The 16,548-nt window shown below is 43.0% G+C and carries 22 protein-coding genes and 1 pseudogene; 13 read left to right on the top strand and 10 right to left on the bottom strand.

The features are described from left to right. The first annotated feature begins 405 nt into the window (after positions 1-405). The 5 genes from AC58U0_RS19815 (at position 406) to AC58U0_RS19795 (ending at position 2,768) form a co-directional block, all read left to right on the top strand. Positions 406-735, top strand: a complete 330-nt coding sequence (locus AC58U0_RS19815; protein ID WP_060649235.1) for an ArsR/SmtB family transcription factor — start codon at positions 406-408, stop codon at positions 733-735. Next, a complete protein-coding gene (locus AC58U0_RS19810) occupies positions 732-1,151 on the top strand; it encodes an SRPBCC family protein (protein WP_497380701.1) in 420 nt (139 codons plus the stop codon). Before AC58U0_RS19815 ends, AC58U0_RS19810 begins: the two co-directional genes overlap by 4 nt. 22 nt (positions 1,152-1,173) lie before the next feature. After that, the gene (locus AC58U0_RS19805; RefSeq protein ID WP_497380700.1) at positions 1,174-1,524 is read left to right on the top strand and encodes a DoxX family protein; all 351 of its coding nucleotides are present in this window, start codon (positions 1,174-1,176) and stop codon (positions 1,522-1,524) included. A 437-nt stretch (positions 1,525-1,961) separates the two neighbouring features. Next, a complete protein-coding gene (locus AC58U0_RS19800) occupies positions 1,962-2,054 on the top strand; it encodes a YjcZ family sporulation protein (protein ID WP_497380699.1) in 93 nt (30 codons plus the stop codon). A 231-nt stretch (positions 2,055-2,285) separates the two neighbouring features. Then, on the top strand, positions 2,286-2,768 hold the full coding sequence (locus tag AC58U0_RS19795) for a hypothetical protein (protein WP_497380698.1): 483 nt from the start codon (positions 2,286-2,288) through the stop codon (positions 2,766-2,768). A 127-nt stretch (positions 2,769-2,895) separates the two neighbouring features. Here the strand turns inward: AC58U0_RS19795 and AC58U0_RS19790 are convergent, their stop codons facing one another. Genes AC58U0_RS19790 through AC58U0_RS19780 form a run of 3 tightly spaced genes read right to left on the bottom strand, consistent with a single transcriptional unit; the run spans position 2,896 to position 4,198 of the window. Next, on the bottom strand, positions 2,896-3,225 hold the full coding sequence (locus AC58U0_RS19790) for an ArsR/SmtB family transcription factor (protein ID WP_497380697.1): 330 nt from the start codon (positions 3,223-3,225) through the stop codon (positions 2,896-2,898). Positions 3,226-3,271: 46 nt separating this feature from the next. Further along, the gene (locus tag AC58U0_RS19785) at positions 3,272-3,670 is read right to left on the bottom strand and encodes a DoxX family protein (RefSeq protein WP_497380696.1); all 399 of its coding nucleotides are present in this window, start codon (positions 3,668-3,670) and stop codon (positions 3,272-3,274) included. A gap of 42 nt (positions 3,671-3,712) precedes the next feature. Further along, positions 3,713-4,198: an SRPBCC family protein gene (locus AC58U0_RS19780; RefSeq protein ID WP_497380694.1), complete on the bottom strand. Its 486-nt coding sequence runs from the start codon at positions 4,196-4,198 to the stop codon at positions 3,713-3,715. Positions 4,199-4,394: 196 nt separating this feature from the next. On the opposite strand from AC58U0_RS19780, the gene AC58U0_RS19775 reads away from it, so the two are divergent. Then, complete coding sequence (locus AC58U0_RS19775; protein WP_497380693.1) at positions 4,395-5,108, top strand: 2OG-Fe(II) oxygenase; 714 nt, start codon at positions 4,395-4,397, stop codon at positions 5,106-5,108. Positions 5,109-5,254: 146 nt separating this feature from the next. Here AC58U0_RS19775 and AC58U0_RS19770 read toward each other — a convergent pair whose 3' ends face one another. From AC58U0_RS19770 to AC58U0_RS19750, 5 genes are all read right to left on the bottom strand, one after another. Next, entirely contained in the window at positions 5,255-6,793 is a 1,539-nt protein-coding gene (locus AC58U0_RS19770; protein ID WP_497380692.1) for a multicopper oxidase family protein, read from the bottom strand. A 497-nt stretch (positions 6,794-7,290) separates the two neighbouring features. Continuing rightward, positions 7,291-7,953: a PspA/IM30 family protein gene (locus tag AC58U0_RS19765; protein WP_497380691.1), complete on the bottom strand. Its 663-nt coding sequence runs from the start codon at positions 7,951-7,953 to the stop codon at positions 7,291-7,293. Further along, positions 7,940-8,245 carry a hypothetical protein gene (locus AC58U0_RS19760; protein ID WP_497380690.1) on the bottom strand — a complete coding sequence of 102 codons (306 nt, stop codon included), beginning with the start codon at positions 8,243-8,245 and terminating at the stop codon, positions 7,940-7,942. Before AC58U0_RS19760 ends, AC58U0_RS19765 begins: the two co-directional genes overlap by 14 nt. Before the next feature lie 250 nt (positions 8,246-8,495). Next, positions 8,496-8,867: an aldo/keto reductase gene (locus tag AC58U0_RS19755; RefSeq protein ID WP_497380689.1), complete on the bottom strand. Its 372-nt coding sequence runs from the start codon at positions 8,865-8,867 to the stop codon at positions 8,496-8,498. Positions 8,868-8,948: 81 nt separating this feature from the next. Next, positions 8,949-9,278: a carboxymuconolactone decarboxylase family protein gene (locus tag AC58U0_RS19750; RefSeq protein ID WP_497380687.1), complete on the bottom strand. Its 330-nt coding sequence runs from the start codon at positions 9,276-9,278 to the stop codon at positions 8,949-8,951. A 472-nt stretch (positions 9,279-9,750) separates the two neighbouring features. Between AC58U0_RS19750 and AC58U0_RS19745 the strand changes: the two genes are divergently transcribed. The 6 genes and pseudogenes from AC58U0_RS19745 to AC58U0_RS19720 all read left to right on the top strand — a co-directional run bounded on the left by AC58U0_RS19745 (position 9,751) and on the right by AC58U0_RS19720 (position 14,140). Next, on the top strand, positions 9,751-10,080 hold the full coding sequence (locus AC58U0_RS19745) for a PadR family transcriptional regulator (RefSeq protein ID WP_497380686.1): 330 nt from the start codon (positions 9,751-9,753) through the stop codon (positions 10,078-10,080). 16 nt (positions 10,081-10,096) lie between these two features. Further along, positions 10,097-10,963: a pentapeptide repeat-containing protein gene (locus AC58U0_RS19740; RefSeq protein WP_497380865.1), complete on the top strand. Its 867-nt coding sequence runs from the start codon at positions 10,097-10,099 to the stop codon at positions 10,961-10,963. 13 nt (positions 10,964-10,976) lie between these two features. Further along, entirely contained in the window at positions 10,977-11,738 is a 762-nt protein-coding gene (locus tag AC58U0_RS19735) for an ABC transporter ATP-binding protein (RefSeq protein WP_497380685.1), read from the top strand. Next, entirely contained in the window at positions 11,739-12,506 is a 768-nt protein-coding gene (locus tag AC58U0_RS19730; protein WP_497380684.1) for an ABC transporter permease, read from the top strand. Between the two features lie 293 nt (positions 12,507-12,799). After that, the gene (locus AC58U0_RS19725) at positions 12,800-13,660 is read left to right on the top strand and encodes a hypothetical protein (protein WP_497380683.1); all 861 of its coding nucleotides are present in this window, start codon (positions 12,800-12,802) and stop codon (positions 13,658-13,660) included. A gap of 101 nt (positions 13,661-13,761) precedes the next feature. Then, positions 13,762-14,140: pseudogene (locus tag AC58U0_RS19720) on the top strand (class I SAM-dependent methyltransferase). Positions 14,141-14,349: 209 nt separating this feature from the next. Here the strand turns inward: AC58U0_RS19720 and AC58U0_RS19715 are convergent. Beyond that, positions 14,350-14,553, bottom strand: a complete 204-nt coding sequence (locus AC58U0_RS19715) for a hypothetical protein (protein ID WP_497380682.1) — start codon at positions 14,551-14,553, stop codon at positions 14,350-14,352. 587 nt (positions 14,554-15,140) lie between these two features. Between AC58U0_RS19715 and AC58U0_RS19710 the strand changes: the two genes are divergently transcribed. Beyond that, complete coding sequence (locus AC58U0_RS19710) at positions 15,141-15,401, top strand: dehydrogenase (RefSeq protein ID WP_497380681.1); 261 nt, start codon at positions 15,141-15,143, stop codon at positions 15,399-15,401. 322 nt (positions 15,402-15,723) lie between these two features. On the opposite strand, the gene AC58U0_RS19705 is transcribed toward AC58U0_RS19710, so the two are convergent. Further along, a complete protein-coding gene (locus AC58U0_RS19705) occupies positions 15,724-16,431 on the bottom strand; it encodes a DNA alkylation repair protein (RefSeq protein WP_497380680.1) in 708 nt (235 codons plus the stop codon). Positions 16,432-16,548 lie beyond the last annotated feature (117 nt).

Below are 16,548 nucleotides of genomic sequence, written 5' to 3'. Positions count from 1 at the left end.
GCTATATTACCGGTGCGTCGCTCGATATTAACGGAGGCTTTATGATTTAAACATGGGTAAGGGTAAGCGTAGCTTACCCTTATTTTTATTTTCGTTTTGAAATTTGAAAGTGATTAACAGTTACTCTAACGGTGAACAATAGCACAATATCCAGGCTGCCGGCTTACTCGGCAGCCTGTTGTTCATTTTGGAGTTTAAAAATGTTGTTGACATGACACCAAATGGTGACCTATAATCAAAGTGTCACCAAATGGTGTCTAATTATAAGTTAGCCATTTGGAAAGTTTGGAGCCTGAATAAGTTTCACTTGAAATAATTAGGAGGAGGTGGAAGAAATAAACGGCGGTCCCTTCATACATCAATAGATTTATAATACAGAAAATAAGATTTTTAGGAGGGGGCGTTATGAGCGAGAACAACCAATTGCGGGATGTTTTTGACGCGATTGCAGATCCGACTAGGCGCCGGCTAATTCGTCTGTTAGCAGAGGCAGAGGAGATACCGCTTCATGAATTAACGGCACAGTTTCAAATGGGCCGTACAGCGGTATCCAAGCATTTGACAATCCTTAAAGAAGCTGGACTGGTACTTGACCGAAAAGTCGGCAGAGAAACGCGATTTAGGTTAAACGCCTCTCCACTCAGAGAAATTCAAGATTGGGTGGCTTTCTACAGTAATTTTTGGCGTACGAATATGTTGCGCTTGAACCAACTATTAGAGGAGGAAGAAGAATGAGTTTAGCATTATCCTTGGATTTTCAGTACACGACATCGATCGAGAAGCTTTGGTCCGCCTTAACCGATTCAAGCAAGCTTGGCAAGTGGGTGGTCAACATCCACACCGGTCAGGCGATGGATAATGATTTTGAGCCCGTCGTAGGACACCGTTTTCAGTTTCGTACTCAGCCGTCCGAATATTGGGATGGCATTATTGACGGCGAAGTGCTTATCGTGGACGCACCAAACCGGGTGTCCTATACTTGGGCCAGCGGAGGGGAGAAGCATACGGTCACCTGGACGCTGCAGGATTTAGGGGACGGCAAGGTTAACCTTCATCTCGAACAAACCGGATTCGCCAATGTTCAAGGTCTCGAAGGCGCTAGGTATGGCTGGGGTAAATGGTGCGGAGAGCTTGAAAAGGTATTGGCCTAGTTGTAAAAGGAAGGAGAGCCATATGAATATCATTTTTGTTATTTTACAAAGTTTTTTGCTCGTCTCCATGGCCTTTGGCGGCGGAAGCAAGCTGGCTGGTGCGAAAAATTTTGTTGAAATGTTCGAGTCGATTAAACTGCCGCATTGGTTTCGAGTTGTTACTGGGCTCGTTCAACTAGTCGGGGCAGCCGGACTTGTTATCGGATACTGGAATCCGGTAGCAGCCGTATGGGCGGGCATTTGGATTGGCATTACGATGCTGGTGGCATGCCTTTCACATTTCAGAGTCAAGCATCCTGTTGGGAGTGCGATACCGGCCTTTGTGATTACTTTGATTGCAGTGACTCTGGTAGTCGTGCACCAGGTAGCATGAAGAAGAGCGGGTCAATGAAACTCGACTCGCCATCAGAGCTGATAGACGCAAAAATCTGGGAGCTAGGCGACTGGATGAGGATGCTCTAATGGCTCTCGTCCGTGCCGCCATTGCAAGTATGCAAATCTGTGATAGCAAAATGTAGGAGAGCCCACTACGCAGGGCTCTTTTTCATTTCCAAAAAGGAGGCGTCAATTCGAGTTCGCCTTAATAGTCGTCAAGAAAAGTCGGTTTCCCACCATTGGGGCGCCGTTCTACATGTCGCCCGTCGAAAAGATTGACAATGGATATAATGGCATTTCATCGTTAAGCTAACGCGTAGGCAATGGTATGTAAGACAATTGGCGATTGCCTCCGTGGCATGTATACAAGCATACCCTATGTACCGAACGTATAATTATACCGTAGGGAACAATCAATGAAGGGAATGAGTATACATGAGTGAAGGTTATGGTATGGGCCGCAACGTAGCATTTATTTTGGTTCTTTTTATTCTTTTGGTTATCATCACATCGGCTTTTGTAATTTAAATATTCCTTAATCCAAAAAGAAAAGACGGAAGCCAATAAAGGCAGCCGTCTTTCTCTTTTACATACCCTCAATACCAGAAAGCTTCCTTTGATAGTTTGATAGCTCTCCATTCACCGTGATTGGGCAGTTATCAAATTATCGGAATGTTCCAGAGAGCATAGTCCAAACATGTCGAATCAACATAAGATGACAAGAAGTATGATTTCATTTAAAAGGATGAGTGAGCTGGAATGAAAACTTTACAGCAGCGTAATAAAAAGCACGGACGCGTGAAAGTCGGACAAAAAGCCATTCCTGCAGCATCGCCCTCTATCTCTTCGCAAGTTAAAGACAACTTAGGAACACCAGTATGTGTAGTGCTCAAGAACGGTTCTTTGTATTACGGAGTTCTAAACGAAATACAAGGCAACCAAGTCATTCTTCAAGGCTTCAAGGGAGATCAGAAACTCCCCCGAAACAAAGCCAAAGCCAAAGCGCAAATATCCAATTTAGGAGGTTTGGGAGGCTTACTTGGCGGAGGTGGATTAGGGAGCATGCTTGGTCTTTTTGGTGGCGGGGGTTCTGGGGGATTATTGGGGGGACTTGGTAAAGGTGGTGCTGCTACAGGTAATGCTGCGGGTGGAGGTTTCTTTGGTAACATAGGCAGTTTTTTTAAATTGGGGATGGGAGTAATTTCTTTTATTATGCCATTGATGAAAAATTTTTCGATTTAAGGAGTAGTATGCGTCATTAGCGAGTTTCTGCTGTCTCCGGTGGGGTATTTGCAATATTTGTATATTAATAGACGAAAAAGACACCTGAGAAGGTGTCTTTTCTTATGCGGGTACGGGGAGAAAACTCCTACTGCTTCCCCTTTCCCTGCAATTCATTCAAATATTCGTCCAATCGATCGAAGCGCTCCTCCCACATGCGGCGGTAGGATTCCAGCCAGGTGTTCATTTCTATGAAGGGCTGGGCCCGAAGCTTATAAATGCGCCGATTGGCGCTGGGCTGTACTTCAACAAACCCCGCGTCGCTTAGGACGCGGAGATGTTTGGAAACTTGTGGCTGCTGGAGGCTGAGGCGTTCGGCGATTTCTCCTACGGTGAGGGGACCGCCCCGCAGGAGTTCGACGATGTACAATCGGTTGGGCTCTGCTAGTGCACTCCAGGTTGTTGTGATCAAGCCCATGTTCATGCGCTCCTTCCTTCAACATATACCAGGCAAGGGAGTTTTTTTATGCCGCTACGCGTGGTGGCTGACTTAATGATACAGCTCTTTGTTTCCTATGATAGCATACATAGGACCCGCCGATGATAACAAATCCGATGATGAAAAATGCCAAGCCGCCGACAGGATCGCCCACCGCGATACCTGAATACATCGCACCTACAAGGTCAAATGTAAGCCCGGCATAAGCCCATTCCTTCATTCTTGGAAATCCGGGAATCAGTATCGCTACAAGACCTAATAATTTGGCCACACCTAGAAAAGGCAGGAGGTAAGAGGGATAGCCTAAATGAGCGAATAAGGCAACCGCATCTGAAGCATAGAGGATATCCGGGATAGCACCAATGCCCATCAAGGCTACCAACAAAGCTGTAAAAATCCAATACATAACTTTGGTTTTTTTCATGAATTAATTACTCCCGTCCATTTATAATTTGATTTTGGTCCTTTACATAGTGGCCAGTTGTTCCTCGAGACGATTGAGTGTCGATTTAGCACCTTCGATAGCCCCGTATTCCTTGACCACTTTTTCAAGGTCAGCAGCTGATTTAAATCGACTTATCATAGTGAGCTCTGTCGTCGAATTAGCTTGCTCGGCAAACGTGACCGTCACATGAAATTGTTCGTCCTCATCGCCGTCGCCATGGGAGTATACGAGTTGCTCTGGGCTTACTATCTTGTGGTAGGTGATTTTATTATCATAATCGACGCCGTCCGGACCGTGCATAACGTAGCGCCATACCCCGCCTGGTCTAATATCGATTTCTTGAACCGTATTCGTAAAGCCCTTGGGTCCCCACCATTTCGGCAAATGCTCCGGATCTGTCCAAGCCTTGAAAACCAGTTCCCGCGGAGCATGAAAGATACGGGTGACGCGGAGTTCCTGACCTTCGATTGACGTGAGCGTGTTGTTTGTGTCCTTAGCGTTATTCATAATAATCATCCTCCAAATTGTTTTTGTTCTTTGTGTTTTGAATATACCACAATAGGAATATTCCTGTAAAGGAATATTTAGAAGTAATTTCGTAATCTTGCTGTTACATTCGAGAATACGTACAAAAGCTCATTTTCGGGGTTATACTGTTCACAGAGGTTAACAAATATGGCGAAGCAAATAGGAGGCTTACAGCATGCCTGAGAATCTGTCGCAAAGATTAGCTGATCTGGAATGGAATTTCATCCAGCGGTTGCTGGACGAGCACGGTTATGCCAAATTACCTGGCTTGTTAAGTGATACGGATTGTAAGGAGATCATAAGCACTTACGAGGATGAGAGCCATTTTCGAACGACCATTGACATGGCTCGGTACCGCTTCGGGATTGGGGAGTACAAATATTACAACAATCCCCTTCCATTGTTGCTTCAACAGCTGCGCGAAGGATTGTATCCGGAACTTGCCCTAACAGCTAACCGCTGGCTAGAACATTTGGGCCACAAAGCTTCTTATCCGGCAACATTAGCTGAATTCCTCGATCAATGCCATCAGGAGGGGCAGAACCGTCCAACCCCATTGATCCTGAAATATGAAGCTGGGGGATACAATTGCCTGCATCAAGATTTGTATGGGAAAGTTTTCTTTCCCTTTCAGGTCGTATTCGCTCTTAATCAAAGAGAAGAAGATTTCACAGGCGGGGAGTTACTGTTGGTGGAGCAGCGTCCGAGGGCGCAAAGTAGAGGCCATGTCATCACGCTGAAACAAGGAGAGGGTCTGATTTTTCCAACCAATCATCGTCCGGTCTTGGGAACGCGCGGTTATTATAAAACGACTCTTCGACACGGTGTAAACACAGTTACCACAGGTACAAGATACAGTTTGGGTATTATTTTTCACGATGCGAAATAAAGAGCAAAAATTTGTTAGGATCGAATATCGGTGAGATGATATGATGTTATGCATAATGAGAGCGAACACTCCATTTTTTTCCTTTAATCGTTTTGCGGTTTATGTATTTAAAATAAAAAAGAGCCAATGGCTCTCTGTACATGCCTTCACCTGTGTGTTCTAATAACCTCAAAGGGACGCATCATTTCGTAATCTTCATGCTCCAGCATGTGACAATGCCATACATAACGCCCAGTGAAGGGGCCGAAACGGGCTATAATGGATGTAACGTAACCAAAAGGGGTCCGAACCGTATCTTTAAATCCCATTTCATAGGAATCGGGAGGAGCAGGAGGTCCCGTGAAAATAAGGTTTCCGGTTTTATGAAAATGAGAAACATCAAAAGGCTGGCGATCAAGAATTTGAAAGTCAACTAAATGGATGTGGATGGGATGAGGATCATCATCGATCAAATTGATGATTCGCCAAACTTCAACGGTATGTAATTCAATTCTCTCGGATATTCGATCCATCCACATTTTTCCATCTAACAAATTCAAGGATCGACCATATTGATCTTTGAGTCGAATGAGTGTTAAATCTCTTGTCCTATTTGCCATACTTCTTTGGAGTCGGATGATTCCCCCTAAATAAAAAGGAAAGGAACTGGTATCTTTACTTTTTAACGGAACGGTTACCCTGAATTGCATGACGTCTGTTGTTTCAGAGGATGCAGTCTTCGTGACATTTTTTAGAATAATGCTTTGACCGGAATATTGAGAAAAGTCAATGATCACATCTACACGCTCGGCACTCATAAGTATAAATTCATTTAGTTCTACCGTCGTCTCAAGAAAGCCGCCATCGGTTCCAATTTGATAAAAAGGCTGATCAGAGGACAATTTTAATGTAAGGATTCGCCCATTGGAGGCATTTAGAATACGAAATCGGTATTTTCTTGGTTCAACCTCCAGAAATGGCCAAACTTTCCCGTTTACCAGAATGGTATCCGCATCAAAAGGAGGGACAAGAGATGGATGAGGAAGACCTGCATCGTTTTGATCCGGTTTGCTGGGGTAATAAAGTGATCCGTCTGGGTTGAACGAGCGGTCCACAATTAATAGTGGTATTTCATATTCTCCTCTCGGAAGATTAAGAGATTGTTCATGCATGTCGCGAATGAGATATAATCCCGCCAGTCCCGCGTAAACGTTCAATCTTGTAATTCCTACCGTGTGGTCGTGATACCATAACATGGTGGCTCGTTCAATGTTTGGATACACATAAACCTCTCGTTCAAACAAAGGCCCCGTTTGTTCAAAATTCCTCGTAAACCATGCTTCGGGGTAACCATCACTATGGGCAGGCGTTCTTCCTCCGTGCAAATGTACAACGCTTCTACCCTCTGGAAGAGTGATTTCGGAACCATGAATCGTTGTATCAACGGGAAGAAAGTGCTTATTTGGCAGATCATTCATCCATTTAACAAACACGGTTTCATTCTTCATCACATCAAATGTAGGACCTGGAAATGTTCCTTCATAACCCCATAAACGGGTTGGTCCGAGGTCTCTGTGCAGCTTCTGAGAAAACTCCGTCATGGTCACTTCATAGTATGAACGGTTATAGGTTCGCTTTTTGGGAGACAACGTGTTTGGAATAGGCAGTTCATCCACGAATTTTTGCAGCTTTATCTTCTCAGGCATAAGAATTCCTCCCCATTGTTAGGATCAATTGAGTAAGTTTATGAATATGAACTTGTTCATTATGTTTGTTATACGTATTTTAAAGTCGTTGACATTAAACTTACGTCATAGTTTAACCTCCTAATTATCAATAGATAGTAGGAGGTTTTCTTTTGAAAACATTAATTAAGAATATAAACATACTTACGATGATCGAGGATGATCAACCCTTGGTTGCAGAAATTAGGTTATGGCAACCCGACAGTGCTTCCCGCAAGTTTTGCGCAGCCTATCCATAATTGATACAACGATAGTTAATGGTAAAGTGCTCATGAAAAATCGTAAATTAATAACGATTGATGAAGATGAACTTTTAAAACAAGTCAATGTTCGTGCGAAAAGGATCGTATAGGGAATCTAAGTATGGAATGATTTTCTGGTTTCAAATGTAAAAAGACGACACTCTTCTTGAGAGGTCGTCTTTATTTAGTACTTTGTTGATAGGTAGGTAAAATAACCTACTTTCTTTCAGCTTTAAGCCGCTCCAGTTCTTGCTGCACCTCGTTCTTGATAAGGGTATTCGTTCCAGCCGAAGCGTGGTTGTGAAAAAAACGATCGACCTGAGCGTCTGCGGCGGCTCTCGCTTCCATCTGCCACACCTGCTCCTCCATTCTGGAAAAACCTTTTCGAATCGTATCCGTATCCACGGAAGCGACGACACGGTTCAGGTCTTGCATAGCCCGAGCGCTATTTGCTCTGGACATTAGAAACCACTTTTGACTTTGCAGCTCGTCGTACAGCGCCTTCGAAGTATGAAGCGTTTCTTGCAGCATTGCGATTTGCTGCTGCACAGTCTGATACTGCTCTCGATACACGTGGAGCCTCTTTTCGCAAATGAGCTTTTCTTCTATTGCAACCTGTGCGATCGTTTCATCTTCCCGATCGAGCGCTAGATTCGCTTGTCGGACACGTTTTCCGATGACCTGCTCAAGCTCGCTGATTAATGCTTCAAACTTGCGTTCTGCGATCAACTGATTCGCTAGCGCGTCCTTAGCGGTAGCGATTTGTTCCTCCAGCTCCCTAAGGTACTGCTTAATCATGTAGATCGGATTTTCCATTTTATCGAGAATCTCGTTAATATCGGCCAATGCGATGTCTTTTACTCTTTTAAATATTCCCATTTGGTTTCTCCTCCTTGTGAATATTACGCTCCCATTCGTCTAACATGCTCGCCCTGTGACTTAAGGGAATTTGATAATAAACCTGCGACGTGGGAGTATCGATATGTGTAAACTGGTTGCTCTGATTATGTGCTCGAAATCTTCTCCACAACAAATATCCAATAAAAACGACGACAAGCATCAGTACGATGCCCAGAAGTGGAGATCCATGAAAGCCATGATGTATGCCTTCATAGGAGTTGCCTTTGAATTGGTGCCAATTTTCCGAGCCTCTTATATGCCCTTCTCCCATCTCTCATTCCTTCCTCTCTATTGTTTTACTTACATTTAGAAGTATAGGCTTGGTTGCTTAAAGACAGGTGAAAGCCAACTGAATCTTATTTGAAAGGTTGCTGAAAATGCGCTGAACAAATTGGATATTTATGGTAAAGTAGTGTCTGCTCTCATTTTTTATGCTGGGACGCAATGGTCGAGGCTGAAGTCACCTGTGAAATACGCATTCTCCATCGCCTTTCCGCTGCTGCTTAGCGTCGTTCTCAACATCAGTCGAGATAGTCCGTTTTTAAGCGGCGGAGGCTATCCTCGACGGATGTTATGATATGCTTCCTACTCAACCCACGATCATTTACTCCGGGTCCCATCGCACCAAAACATTTTGATGCTAGCACTACTTTGTCTCTTTTACCCTCTAGCCATTCCCCGATAATCGACTCGGTTGCACCCGCAATGGCATACGAAGCTCTCCCGATGGGATACACATCTGCCGTGTCGATGAAACTCACTCCAGCGTCGAACGCCTTGTCAAGTATTTCGAAGGAGGTTTTTTTGTCTGCCTGATTGCCAAATGTCATCGTGCCCAGACACAGATTCGTTACTTTTAATCCCGTTTGTCCTAAAGAACGAATTTCCATCATAATTCACCTCTCCAAGAGCTTTTTTATATTCGTTTATGGATATCCAAAAATTACTGCTCCTAGTATTTCCTTTCGTTATTGTTATTCTTCTGTTGAGAATACTTCTTTTGCAACCGTCATAGCCGACATTGCCTTCGGCCAACCTGCATAGAAAGCAAGATGGGTCATTACTTCGATTAATTCTTCTTCCGTAAGACCGTTTTGTTTTGCTAAGTTAAAATGGGATCTCAATTGTTGCACATTCCCGCCAGTAATTAAGCTAGATACGGTAATTAGACTACGGTCACGTGGAGAAAGCTCCTTACGTTTCCATACATCTCCGAATAAAACATCATCAGTTAATTCAACAATCTTTGGTGCAAAATCTCCGAAATTTTTCTGTGCGACAGTAAGTTCTTTTGAATCTGACATTTAATATCCCTACTTCCACTTTTGATCTACTTATTAAGCCTTAGCCTTTTCACGGTTCTGAATATATTTTAAAGTATAATGAGTCCCGCAAATATAGATCCCCATCATAGATAGGTAATCTAATACAAACCTTAAGGCGGTTTCATCAAAGCCCCAATACCCAAATGGATTATAAATGAGCAATCTAGAACCCATATCTCTTTCAAAGGAAATCTGCACACCATAAACAACAATTAATACCGCCAAGAAACCAACTGACTACATTCATACCGATGCCTACACCGATGTATAAGTCGGAGTGGGCATCGGTATATTTATGTTCTTTATACTGGCTGATAAAGCACAAAAAAATAGAATGTCCGTTAGATATCGTTTTGAATAAACCCAATTTTTCAAACAAAGTATTTTATTTGAAATACTACCTTGACAGTCATAGTAGTATGTCGTATTATAAAAACACGGAGGTGATGAAATGAGCGAGAACAAAATTACATCCGACCTGCTGCGCGGACATACCGATACGATGATTTTAAGGCTCTTATCCGAAGCTGACCGCTACGGGTACGAAATTGTTAAACTGATCGCCGAGCGCTCGGGCGGCGAATATGAGTTAAAGGAAGCCACGATGTACTCCAGCGTCCGGCGGCTTGAGACAGACGGCGATATCGAGTGGTACTGGGGCGATGAATCTCAGGGCGGACGTCGAAAGTATTTTAGGATTACCGAAAAAGGCAAAGGTGTTTACGCACGCAACAAAAGCAATTGGGAGTATTCAAAGCGCGTACTAGAAAATTTATTATAAGGGAGAGATTATTATGATGAATCCGAAATTGACGAACTATTTGAACGGCGTGTTTACGCCATACGATGGGGTAAAAAGCGTTACCGAATTAAAGACGGACCTGCACTCCGATTTGCAAGAGCGATATCGTGAGCTCAAAGCCGAGGGCAAAGACGATGAAACAGCGTTTAAGATGACCATTGAGAGCATCGGCGACATTGAACAAACGATTCTAGAGGTCGCAAACCTCTCCCGCTCGCTGGAACGGCAAGTAGTGACAAACTTTAGCGCAAGCAACTTGGCAATGGGCGACTTTGCAGGCGTTAAGGCCCATAAAGGTCAATTTAATGCTAGCGCGTTACGCGGTGCCGACTTTGCGGGTGCTGACTTGACCGGAAGTTCGTTTAAGACCAGTGATTTACGTGATGCCAATTTTGACGGCGCAAATCTGACGGACTGTACCCTAACAGCAAGTGACCTTACGAATGTAAGCTTCAATGAGTCGATCCTTGTACGCACCAACTTCAGTGTTTCGGGGATGGAAGGTGCCAAATTCACAGGTGCAAAACTGACCGACGTCACGCTAAGCAAGATCGACCTTAGAAAAACAAGCTTTGAAGGTTGTATCTTTGACGGCGTGGATTTCGAATATTCCGACCTGAGCGGGCTGCGTTTTGACGGGCAAACCTTTATCGGCGTTAAGTTTGACAAATCGGCAGTAAACGAAGTTTCATTTAGGGGCGCTATACTCAAGAATGTGTCTTTTCAGGCGTTCTTTTCGTTGACCAATAAGTATTACCGTGCATTCAAAACCATCTGCTTTGACGGCGCAGTCATGGATAAGCTGACTTATGCTTCGCTTAAAGGCATGGGGGCTGATTTGTCCAAGGTAACTATTCGATAAGGAGGGGGAAGTTATGCAAAATAATTCGATTCAAGTCAGAGGACTGCAAAAGTCTTACAAGCAGCATCAAGTCCTAAAGGGCGTTGATTTCGAGGTGGAAAAGGGCAGTATTTTCGCCCTGCTTGGCTCCAATGGGGCGGGCAAGACAACGGTTGTCAAAATCCTCACCACGCTGCTCAAACAAGACAGCGGAACCGCCACCGTAAACGGATTCGATGTTGCGTCAAAACCCGAGAATGTGCGGCAGGCGATCAGTCTGACCGGACAATTTGCCGCCGTGGACGAAATTTTGACCGGACGGGAAAATCTAATTATGATTGCCAAACTGCGATACCTCAAAAATCCGCGTCAGGTTGCGGACGATTTGCTTACACGTTTCGGCTTGACAGACGCCGCCGACCGCAGGGCGTCTACGTATTCGGGTGGTATGCGCCGCAGGCTCGACATCGCCTTGAGCCTTGTGGGAAAACCGCAGATCATTTTCCTCGACGAACCGACCACTGGACTTGATCCCGAGTCGCGTATCGAGGTTTGGAAGATTGTCAAGGAGCTTGCCGACGGCGGCACGACGGTACTCCTAACCACGCAGTATTTGGAGGAGGCTGAACAGCTTGCCGACCGAATTGCAATTTTACATGAGGGTAGGATTATCGCTAGCGGCACGCTCTCGGATCTAAAAAAGCTGTTTCCATCCGCAAAGGTGGAGTATGTCGAAAAACAACCGACATTAGAAGAGATTTTCCTCTCAATCGTCGGCAAAAAGGAGGCAAAATAAATGGAGACGGCAAAGAATCATTTCTTCACCGATATTAGCGTTATGCTTGGACGTTCTATGCGCCATATTTTCCGCAGTATGGACACCATCATCACGGTCTGCATCACTCCAATTGCGATGATGCTGCTGTTCGTCTATGTGTTAGGCGGTGCCATTCAAACCGGAACGGATAACTATGTGAATTACCTGTTGCCAGGCATACTGCTTATGGCGATCGCAAGCGGAATAGCCTATACCGCTTACCGCCTGTTTATGGATAAGCAGCGGGGCATATTCGAGCGGTTTCACACCATGCCGATTTCACGTTCCGCCTTACTTTGGGGGCATGTGCTGACCTCTCTCGTGTCCAACGCCATATCGGTGATCGTCATCATTCTCGTAGCGTTGATTATGGGTTTTCGTTCGTCAGCGGGAATACTGCCATGGCTTGCCGTAGCAGGCATACTCGCGTTGTTTACACTGGCCTTAACTTGGGTCGCGGCGATTTCCGGACTGTCCGCAAAAACGATTGAAGGTGCGAGCGCGTTTTCCTATCCACTTATCTTCCTGCCGTTTATTAGTTCGGCGTTTGTGCCGACTGAGTCGATGCCGTCGGTCGTTCGCGCCTTTGCCGAAAACCAGCCTGTGACCTCGATCGTGAACGCCATCCGTGCGCTACTGGCAGATCAGCCGGTGGGCAATGATATATGGGTCGCTCTTGCTTGGTGCGTCGGGATTTTGTTGGTAGCCTATTTCTTTGCAATGAGGGTGTATAAAAAGAGGGTGTGAAAAAGATCAGCTTTTTCTGAATCGTTAAAAAGAGAAGACAGTCCTGAAGAAAAAATTCTACATCTATATAAAGGCGCAACTGATTAGCAGTGTAAAAATACGAATATAGTAATAATAAACATTTATACTGGGCTTAGCCGTTAGTTCAATGAAATCAACAACTAGGATTAACAGATTAGTTGAATATAGGAGCAGTTTTGCCGCGGCAGCAACTCCTTGTATAATAATTGGAAAATCTCCAATAATAAAAAGATATTTCATTTATGTATTCGGCTATTATTGGAGTGAACGATGTGCATAATTCTTATTGGTTTTTTGCCCTACTTATTTCAAACACAATATTATTTTGGTTTATAATATTAAAAAAAAGAAACACGCAAACTCTGTTTCTTTATTTAACAATGGTTGGATATGGTTATATCATCGAGACCACGATTTTTAATTTCTTAGGAAGCTATGATTATAAACCCAATATTATCAAGCATAATTCTTTTTATGACAGTGAATTGGGAGCATTTTTCTCTAACGCATTATCTTTACCGATCACAGCAACTTTGATAGCAACTTTCAACTTAAATTGGCTTTGGATCGTCTTTTTTTCAGGATACTTTGTAGGGGTTGAATGGTTATTTTTAAAGCTCCATATCTATACACAACACTGGTGGAGGTTAGAATATACCGGATTAAGTCTCCCTGTGTATTTTGTTTTGGCCAAGGTCTTTTATAAATGGATTTTACTTCCTTCAAGAGGATTCAAACATAATTTGATGCTTTATTTAATAACTGGTTCCATTTCTGCCAGTGCCCATATTCTTCCAATGCTCTTTTTCTTGAACCGATTCTATCGTCCAGGATGGTTTGAAAATGTAGGTCGCGATTCCATCGCCTTCTCAGCAATTTACTATTTGTGCGCAAGCTTTTATTATTGTTTAATTGTTAAAATCAATTGGAAAATGAGGTGGATAAAATATATTTTAACAGGTTTAATTATTTATACAGTGAATCAAGTTCTTATAAAGATTGGAATCCTTCACAGCCTTGTATGGTGGGACCAGATGTACTATGTTTTTTTAGCCTTATTTATTATCGTGCTTGTTAAAATCATAGATAAAAGATTATCTAAACAAATATTGTCCGTTAAAAATCCATCCTAATGAAAAACGGGTAACTATAGTTGAGGGGCTTGCTTTGTGGCAGCTCCTCTTTGTTTATTAAAATAACGGGCAGCATAGCGGAGTAAAGAATCTGTTGGAAGATGTGGGGATTTGAACCTACAGACTCCGCAATCGTGACAAAGGACTTTTTCCTTGAAAGGAATGTTAAGGACATACTGGTAACAGGTATTGAGATTTCAAAGACAGCGATTGATTTGGCGAGGCTATAATCAGTTAAAGCCAAATGGATATATGATTTTTACAACTGTTTCAAAAAAAAGCCCCAATGTATGGAAAGGGCAACCAATTGGATAAAGACTATTTCGAGATAATGGAAGGCGTGAAAATGTTTTTTTTGATTCTGACTCCATAAAACAAGAATTTGAGAAATATGGACTGGTAGAGTTTTCAGAAATTGACGAGCCAAGTAAGAACATGAAAAATAAACCTCCAGTAAAAAACACGTGTCCTACGATTTGACCTGAATTGTTCCAGTATTGGTCTGCTTTTTGTTCGACGCATCCAAGAATACATTGAATACATGTAAACAATGTGCAGACCTTTATGTTTCAAGCGGTTTTCACACTCTCGTTTAGATAATTAACGAAAACATACGCTAAGGTATATGTATTGGTTCTTCCGCCATACGCACGCAAAAAACCGGACGTAGGAACGTCCGGTTTTTCTTCTTAATAGGTTGGAGGATTATGGTAAGTTAAATACATTGGGGGATTATGGGTAATAATTATGGGAAATTGACGGATCTCGGTGTTTTGCGGAGTTGTGGACAAGAACTCGTCTAGCGAGGGAGTTTCAGCACTTACCACCACCGGTAAAGCCAAGATAGCAGAAGCTACAGCACTTATTAAACCTAATTTGATTGTTTTCTTCATGATAAAACGCCTCCTGTTTTTCTTTTTCCCCATTTGGGGTTTTCATGCTACAAATTCATCATAAGCCATATCTGAGGGGGAAAATATACTCGAAAATTGAGTATAGAATAATATTAGAAGTAAATTAATTCAAGATAGCAGCATGTTTATAGATGGAGGGACCGAAAACTTAGACAGAGAAAAGAAAGTTGTGGCTTTTGTTCTATCGGTGAGATATTACATAATGAAACAATACATTGGCTGAAGAAGTAGTTATTGAAGAATATAAAACAGAGTGGCTCCAGGAGTTTGAGGATGAGAAAACGAAGAATATGTTCCAAAAGTGGATTTTCCCAATACAAGAGTTAAGTAAATGTAACATGATTGAAATTTTATTTTCATGTGGCATTAATGAATCAAGCTTATAATAAAAGTCGACCCCCTTTAAAATATAAAACTTAGACCCTCAGCCCGTTGCTGTAGGTCCTTTTTTTGCTATTCAACTAATGGGAGAATAGCGTAATGATAAAGTCGAATTTATCAGATATAAATATGGATATAAATGTATCTAGGGTGCAAGAGGTGTGTAAATAGGACGAAGCGGAGCTTTGTTATTTACAACTGGAGGGTCAGCAATAACGCCTGTACCAATGATGGGGAATGTAGGAATTGCCGGTTCTGGTTTTCGCAACTATATTTTTAATTTAAATAGCGAATTGAAAGATAAAGGCATCTATGCCGGTCATGTTTCTATCGGAGTCTGGATGCAGCCGAATTCAGGCGTTCAAGATAAAATCGCCGACATTTGGTATGACATGTATACCAAAAGGGATAGAGTCGAAGAGTTTATTACGGAAGATAAAATTTAAAACCATTTACTACCAATGGATGGCGATTCTTCAATTTGAAGGATCGCCTTTTTCTATTTTATCTATAGTCTTAAGAGTGATTTATTTGAAGGAAAACGATGTACCAGTGGAATGAGGTGGGAGGAACCGTATCACAGAAAAAACTATGTCATTGCGCTAACGGAAACGATTGCACAACGACAACAGGCTGCCGATATCTTCGGCAGCCTGTTCGGCTAACGGCAAGAAAAGTTTTGGGCCATGATTTCTACTTGATCGGATTTTCCGGGAGAAGCCTGAATGGCTTGACCGCACAAATCGTTTCTTGTGGCGAAGCCATAGTTTAACACCTTACATGTTTGCGTTTGAAACCAAGTTGCCCTCTATCTACTCCCTTTTGAATATTTTCGGAAGCCTGTAGGAAACTGCTTTTTTTCTTGTCCCGCTTGACTTCTACTGGGCCTACTGCCATCGCGGTCTCGACCGCCTTATCATGGAGCGGCATATAGGATACCCCCACTGTGTAAATAAAACTATTCATAGCGTATTTAGTTCTTTCAGGAGAATCGTGAATCGTATTTCTCACAATTTCAAGCATATTGGCAATTTTGCTTTCGGAAAATTCACCGTCCGGGCGATTACCTAAAAGCCAGCAGTAACAACTCCAGCCCGCTGACATTCGCAGCTCTTCGCCGCTTGCGATCCATTTATCGGCAACTTCTTGAGCAATATCTGTTTCTGCCAAGGTTACTGCAACCACAAAATCGGACAGCATATAAAAATAAGCCGCATCCATCCAACGCTCAAAATCCGCTTCAGTCATTGCTTTTGGGTCTGCAATTATGCCGGCAAAGTACATTGCGTCGTAATTCCCTGTGTTGTAAAGCTGCTCAGCCAAAGGTTGATTTATTTTAATTTTCTTGGCGATGGGCTTCATATCGCCTGTAGCCACGCCAAAAAGCGGTTCGTGCGCTCCATTGGATACGTAAATTTTCTTGGTTCGTTCCTTGCCGAGAGCTTCAAGCTCCTGCATAACCATCTCTACATTCATTGTCTAACACTTCCTTCTAACTGGAGGTTTTTCCTTGCAATTTGCAGCCCTGAATGCAAGATATTCAATAACCATGCTACCCATAGGATGATGTGAAGGTAATCCATACCAAATTCC

The organism is Paenibacillus sp. J31P190 (genome assembly GCF_059692075.1).
The sequence above is the reverse complement of the archived record's forward strand: the minus strand, read 5'-3'. Positions and strand labels throughout refer to the sequence as shown.

Bases quoted from the DNA above. Each gene is read 5' to 3' on its own strand.
- AC58U0_RS19815 (WP_060649235.1), top strand. From the start codon at position 406: ATGAGCGAGAACAACCAATTGCGGGATGTTTTTGACGCGATTGCAGAT.
- AC58U0_RS19810 (WP_497380701.1), top strand. From the start codon at position 732: ATGAGTTTAGCATTATCCTTGGATTTTCAGTACACGACATCGATCGAG.
- AC58U0_RS19805 (WP_497380700.1), top strand. From the start codon at position 1,174: ATGAATATCATTTTTGTTATTTTACAAAGTTTTTTGCTCGTCTCCATG.
- AC58U0_RS19800 (WP_497380699.1), top strand. From the start codon at position 1,962: ATGAGTGAAGGTTATGGTATGGGCCGCAACGTAGCATTTATTTTGGTT.
- AC58U0_RS19795 (WP_497380698.1), top strand. From the start codon at position 2,286: ATGAAAACTTTACAGCAGCGTAATAAAAAGCACGGACGCGTGAAAGTC.
- AC58U0_RS19790 (WP_497380697.1), bottom strand. From the start codon at position 3,225: ATGGGCTTGATCACAACAACCTGGAGTGCACTAGCAGAGCCCAACCGA.
- AC58U0_RS19785 (WP_497380696.1), bottom strand. From the start codon at position 3,670: ATGAAAAAAACCAAAGTTATGTATTGGATTTTTACAGCTTTGTTGGTA.
- AC58U0_RS19780 (WP_497380694.1), bottom strand. From the start codon at position 4,198: ATGAATAACGCTAAGGACACAAACAACACGCTCACGTCAATCGAAGGT.
- AC58U0_RS19775 (WP_497380693.1), top strand. From the start codon at position 4,395: ATGCCTGAGAATCTGTCGCAAAGATTAGCTGATCTGGAATGGAATTTC.
- AC58U0_RS19770 (WP_497380692.1), bottom strand. From the start codon at position 6,793: ATGCCTGAGAAGATAAAGCTGCAAAAATTCGTGGATGAACTGCCTATT.
- AC58U0_RS19765 (WP_497380691.1), bottom strand. From the start codon at position 7,953: ATGGGAATATTTAAAAGAGTAAAAGACATCGCATTGGCCGATATTAAC.
- AC58U0_RS19760 (WP_497380690.1), bottom strand. From the start codon at position 8,245: ATGGGAGAAGGGCATATAAGAGGCTCGGAAAATTGGCACCAATTCAAA.
- AC58U0_RS19755 (WP_497380689.1), bottom strand. From the start codon at position 8,867: ATGATGGAAATTCGTTCTTTAGGACAAACGGGATTAAAAGTAACGAAT.
- AC58U0_RS19750 (WP_497380687.1), bottom strand. From the start codon at position 9,278: ATGTCAGATTCAAAAGAACTTACTGTCGCACAGAAAAATTTCGGAGAT.
- AC58U0_RS19745 (WP_497380686.1), top strand. From the start codon at position 9,751: ATGAGCGAGAACAAAATTACATCCGACCTGCTGCGCGGACATACCGAT.
- AC58U0_RS19740 (WP_497380865.1), top strand. From the start codon at position 10,097: ATGAATCCGAAATTGACGAACTATTTGAACGGCGTGTTTACGCCATAC.
- AC58U0_RS19735 (WP_497380685.1), top strand. From the start codon at position 10,977: ATGCAAAATAATTCGATTCAAGTCAGAGGACTGCAAAAGTCTTACAAG.
- AC58U0_RS19730 (WP_497380684.1), top strand. From the start codon at position 11,739: ATGGAGACGGCAAAGAATCATTTCTTCACCGATATTAGCGTTATGCTT.
- AC58U0_RS19715 (WP_497380682.1), bottom strand. From the start codon at position 14,553: ATGAAGAAAACAATCAAATTAGGTTTAATAAGTGCTGTAGCTTCTGCT.
- AC58U0_RS19705 (WP_497380680.1), bottom strand. From the start codon at position 16,431: ATGAATGTAGAGATGGTTATGCAGGAGCTTGAAGCTCTCGGCAAGGAA.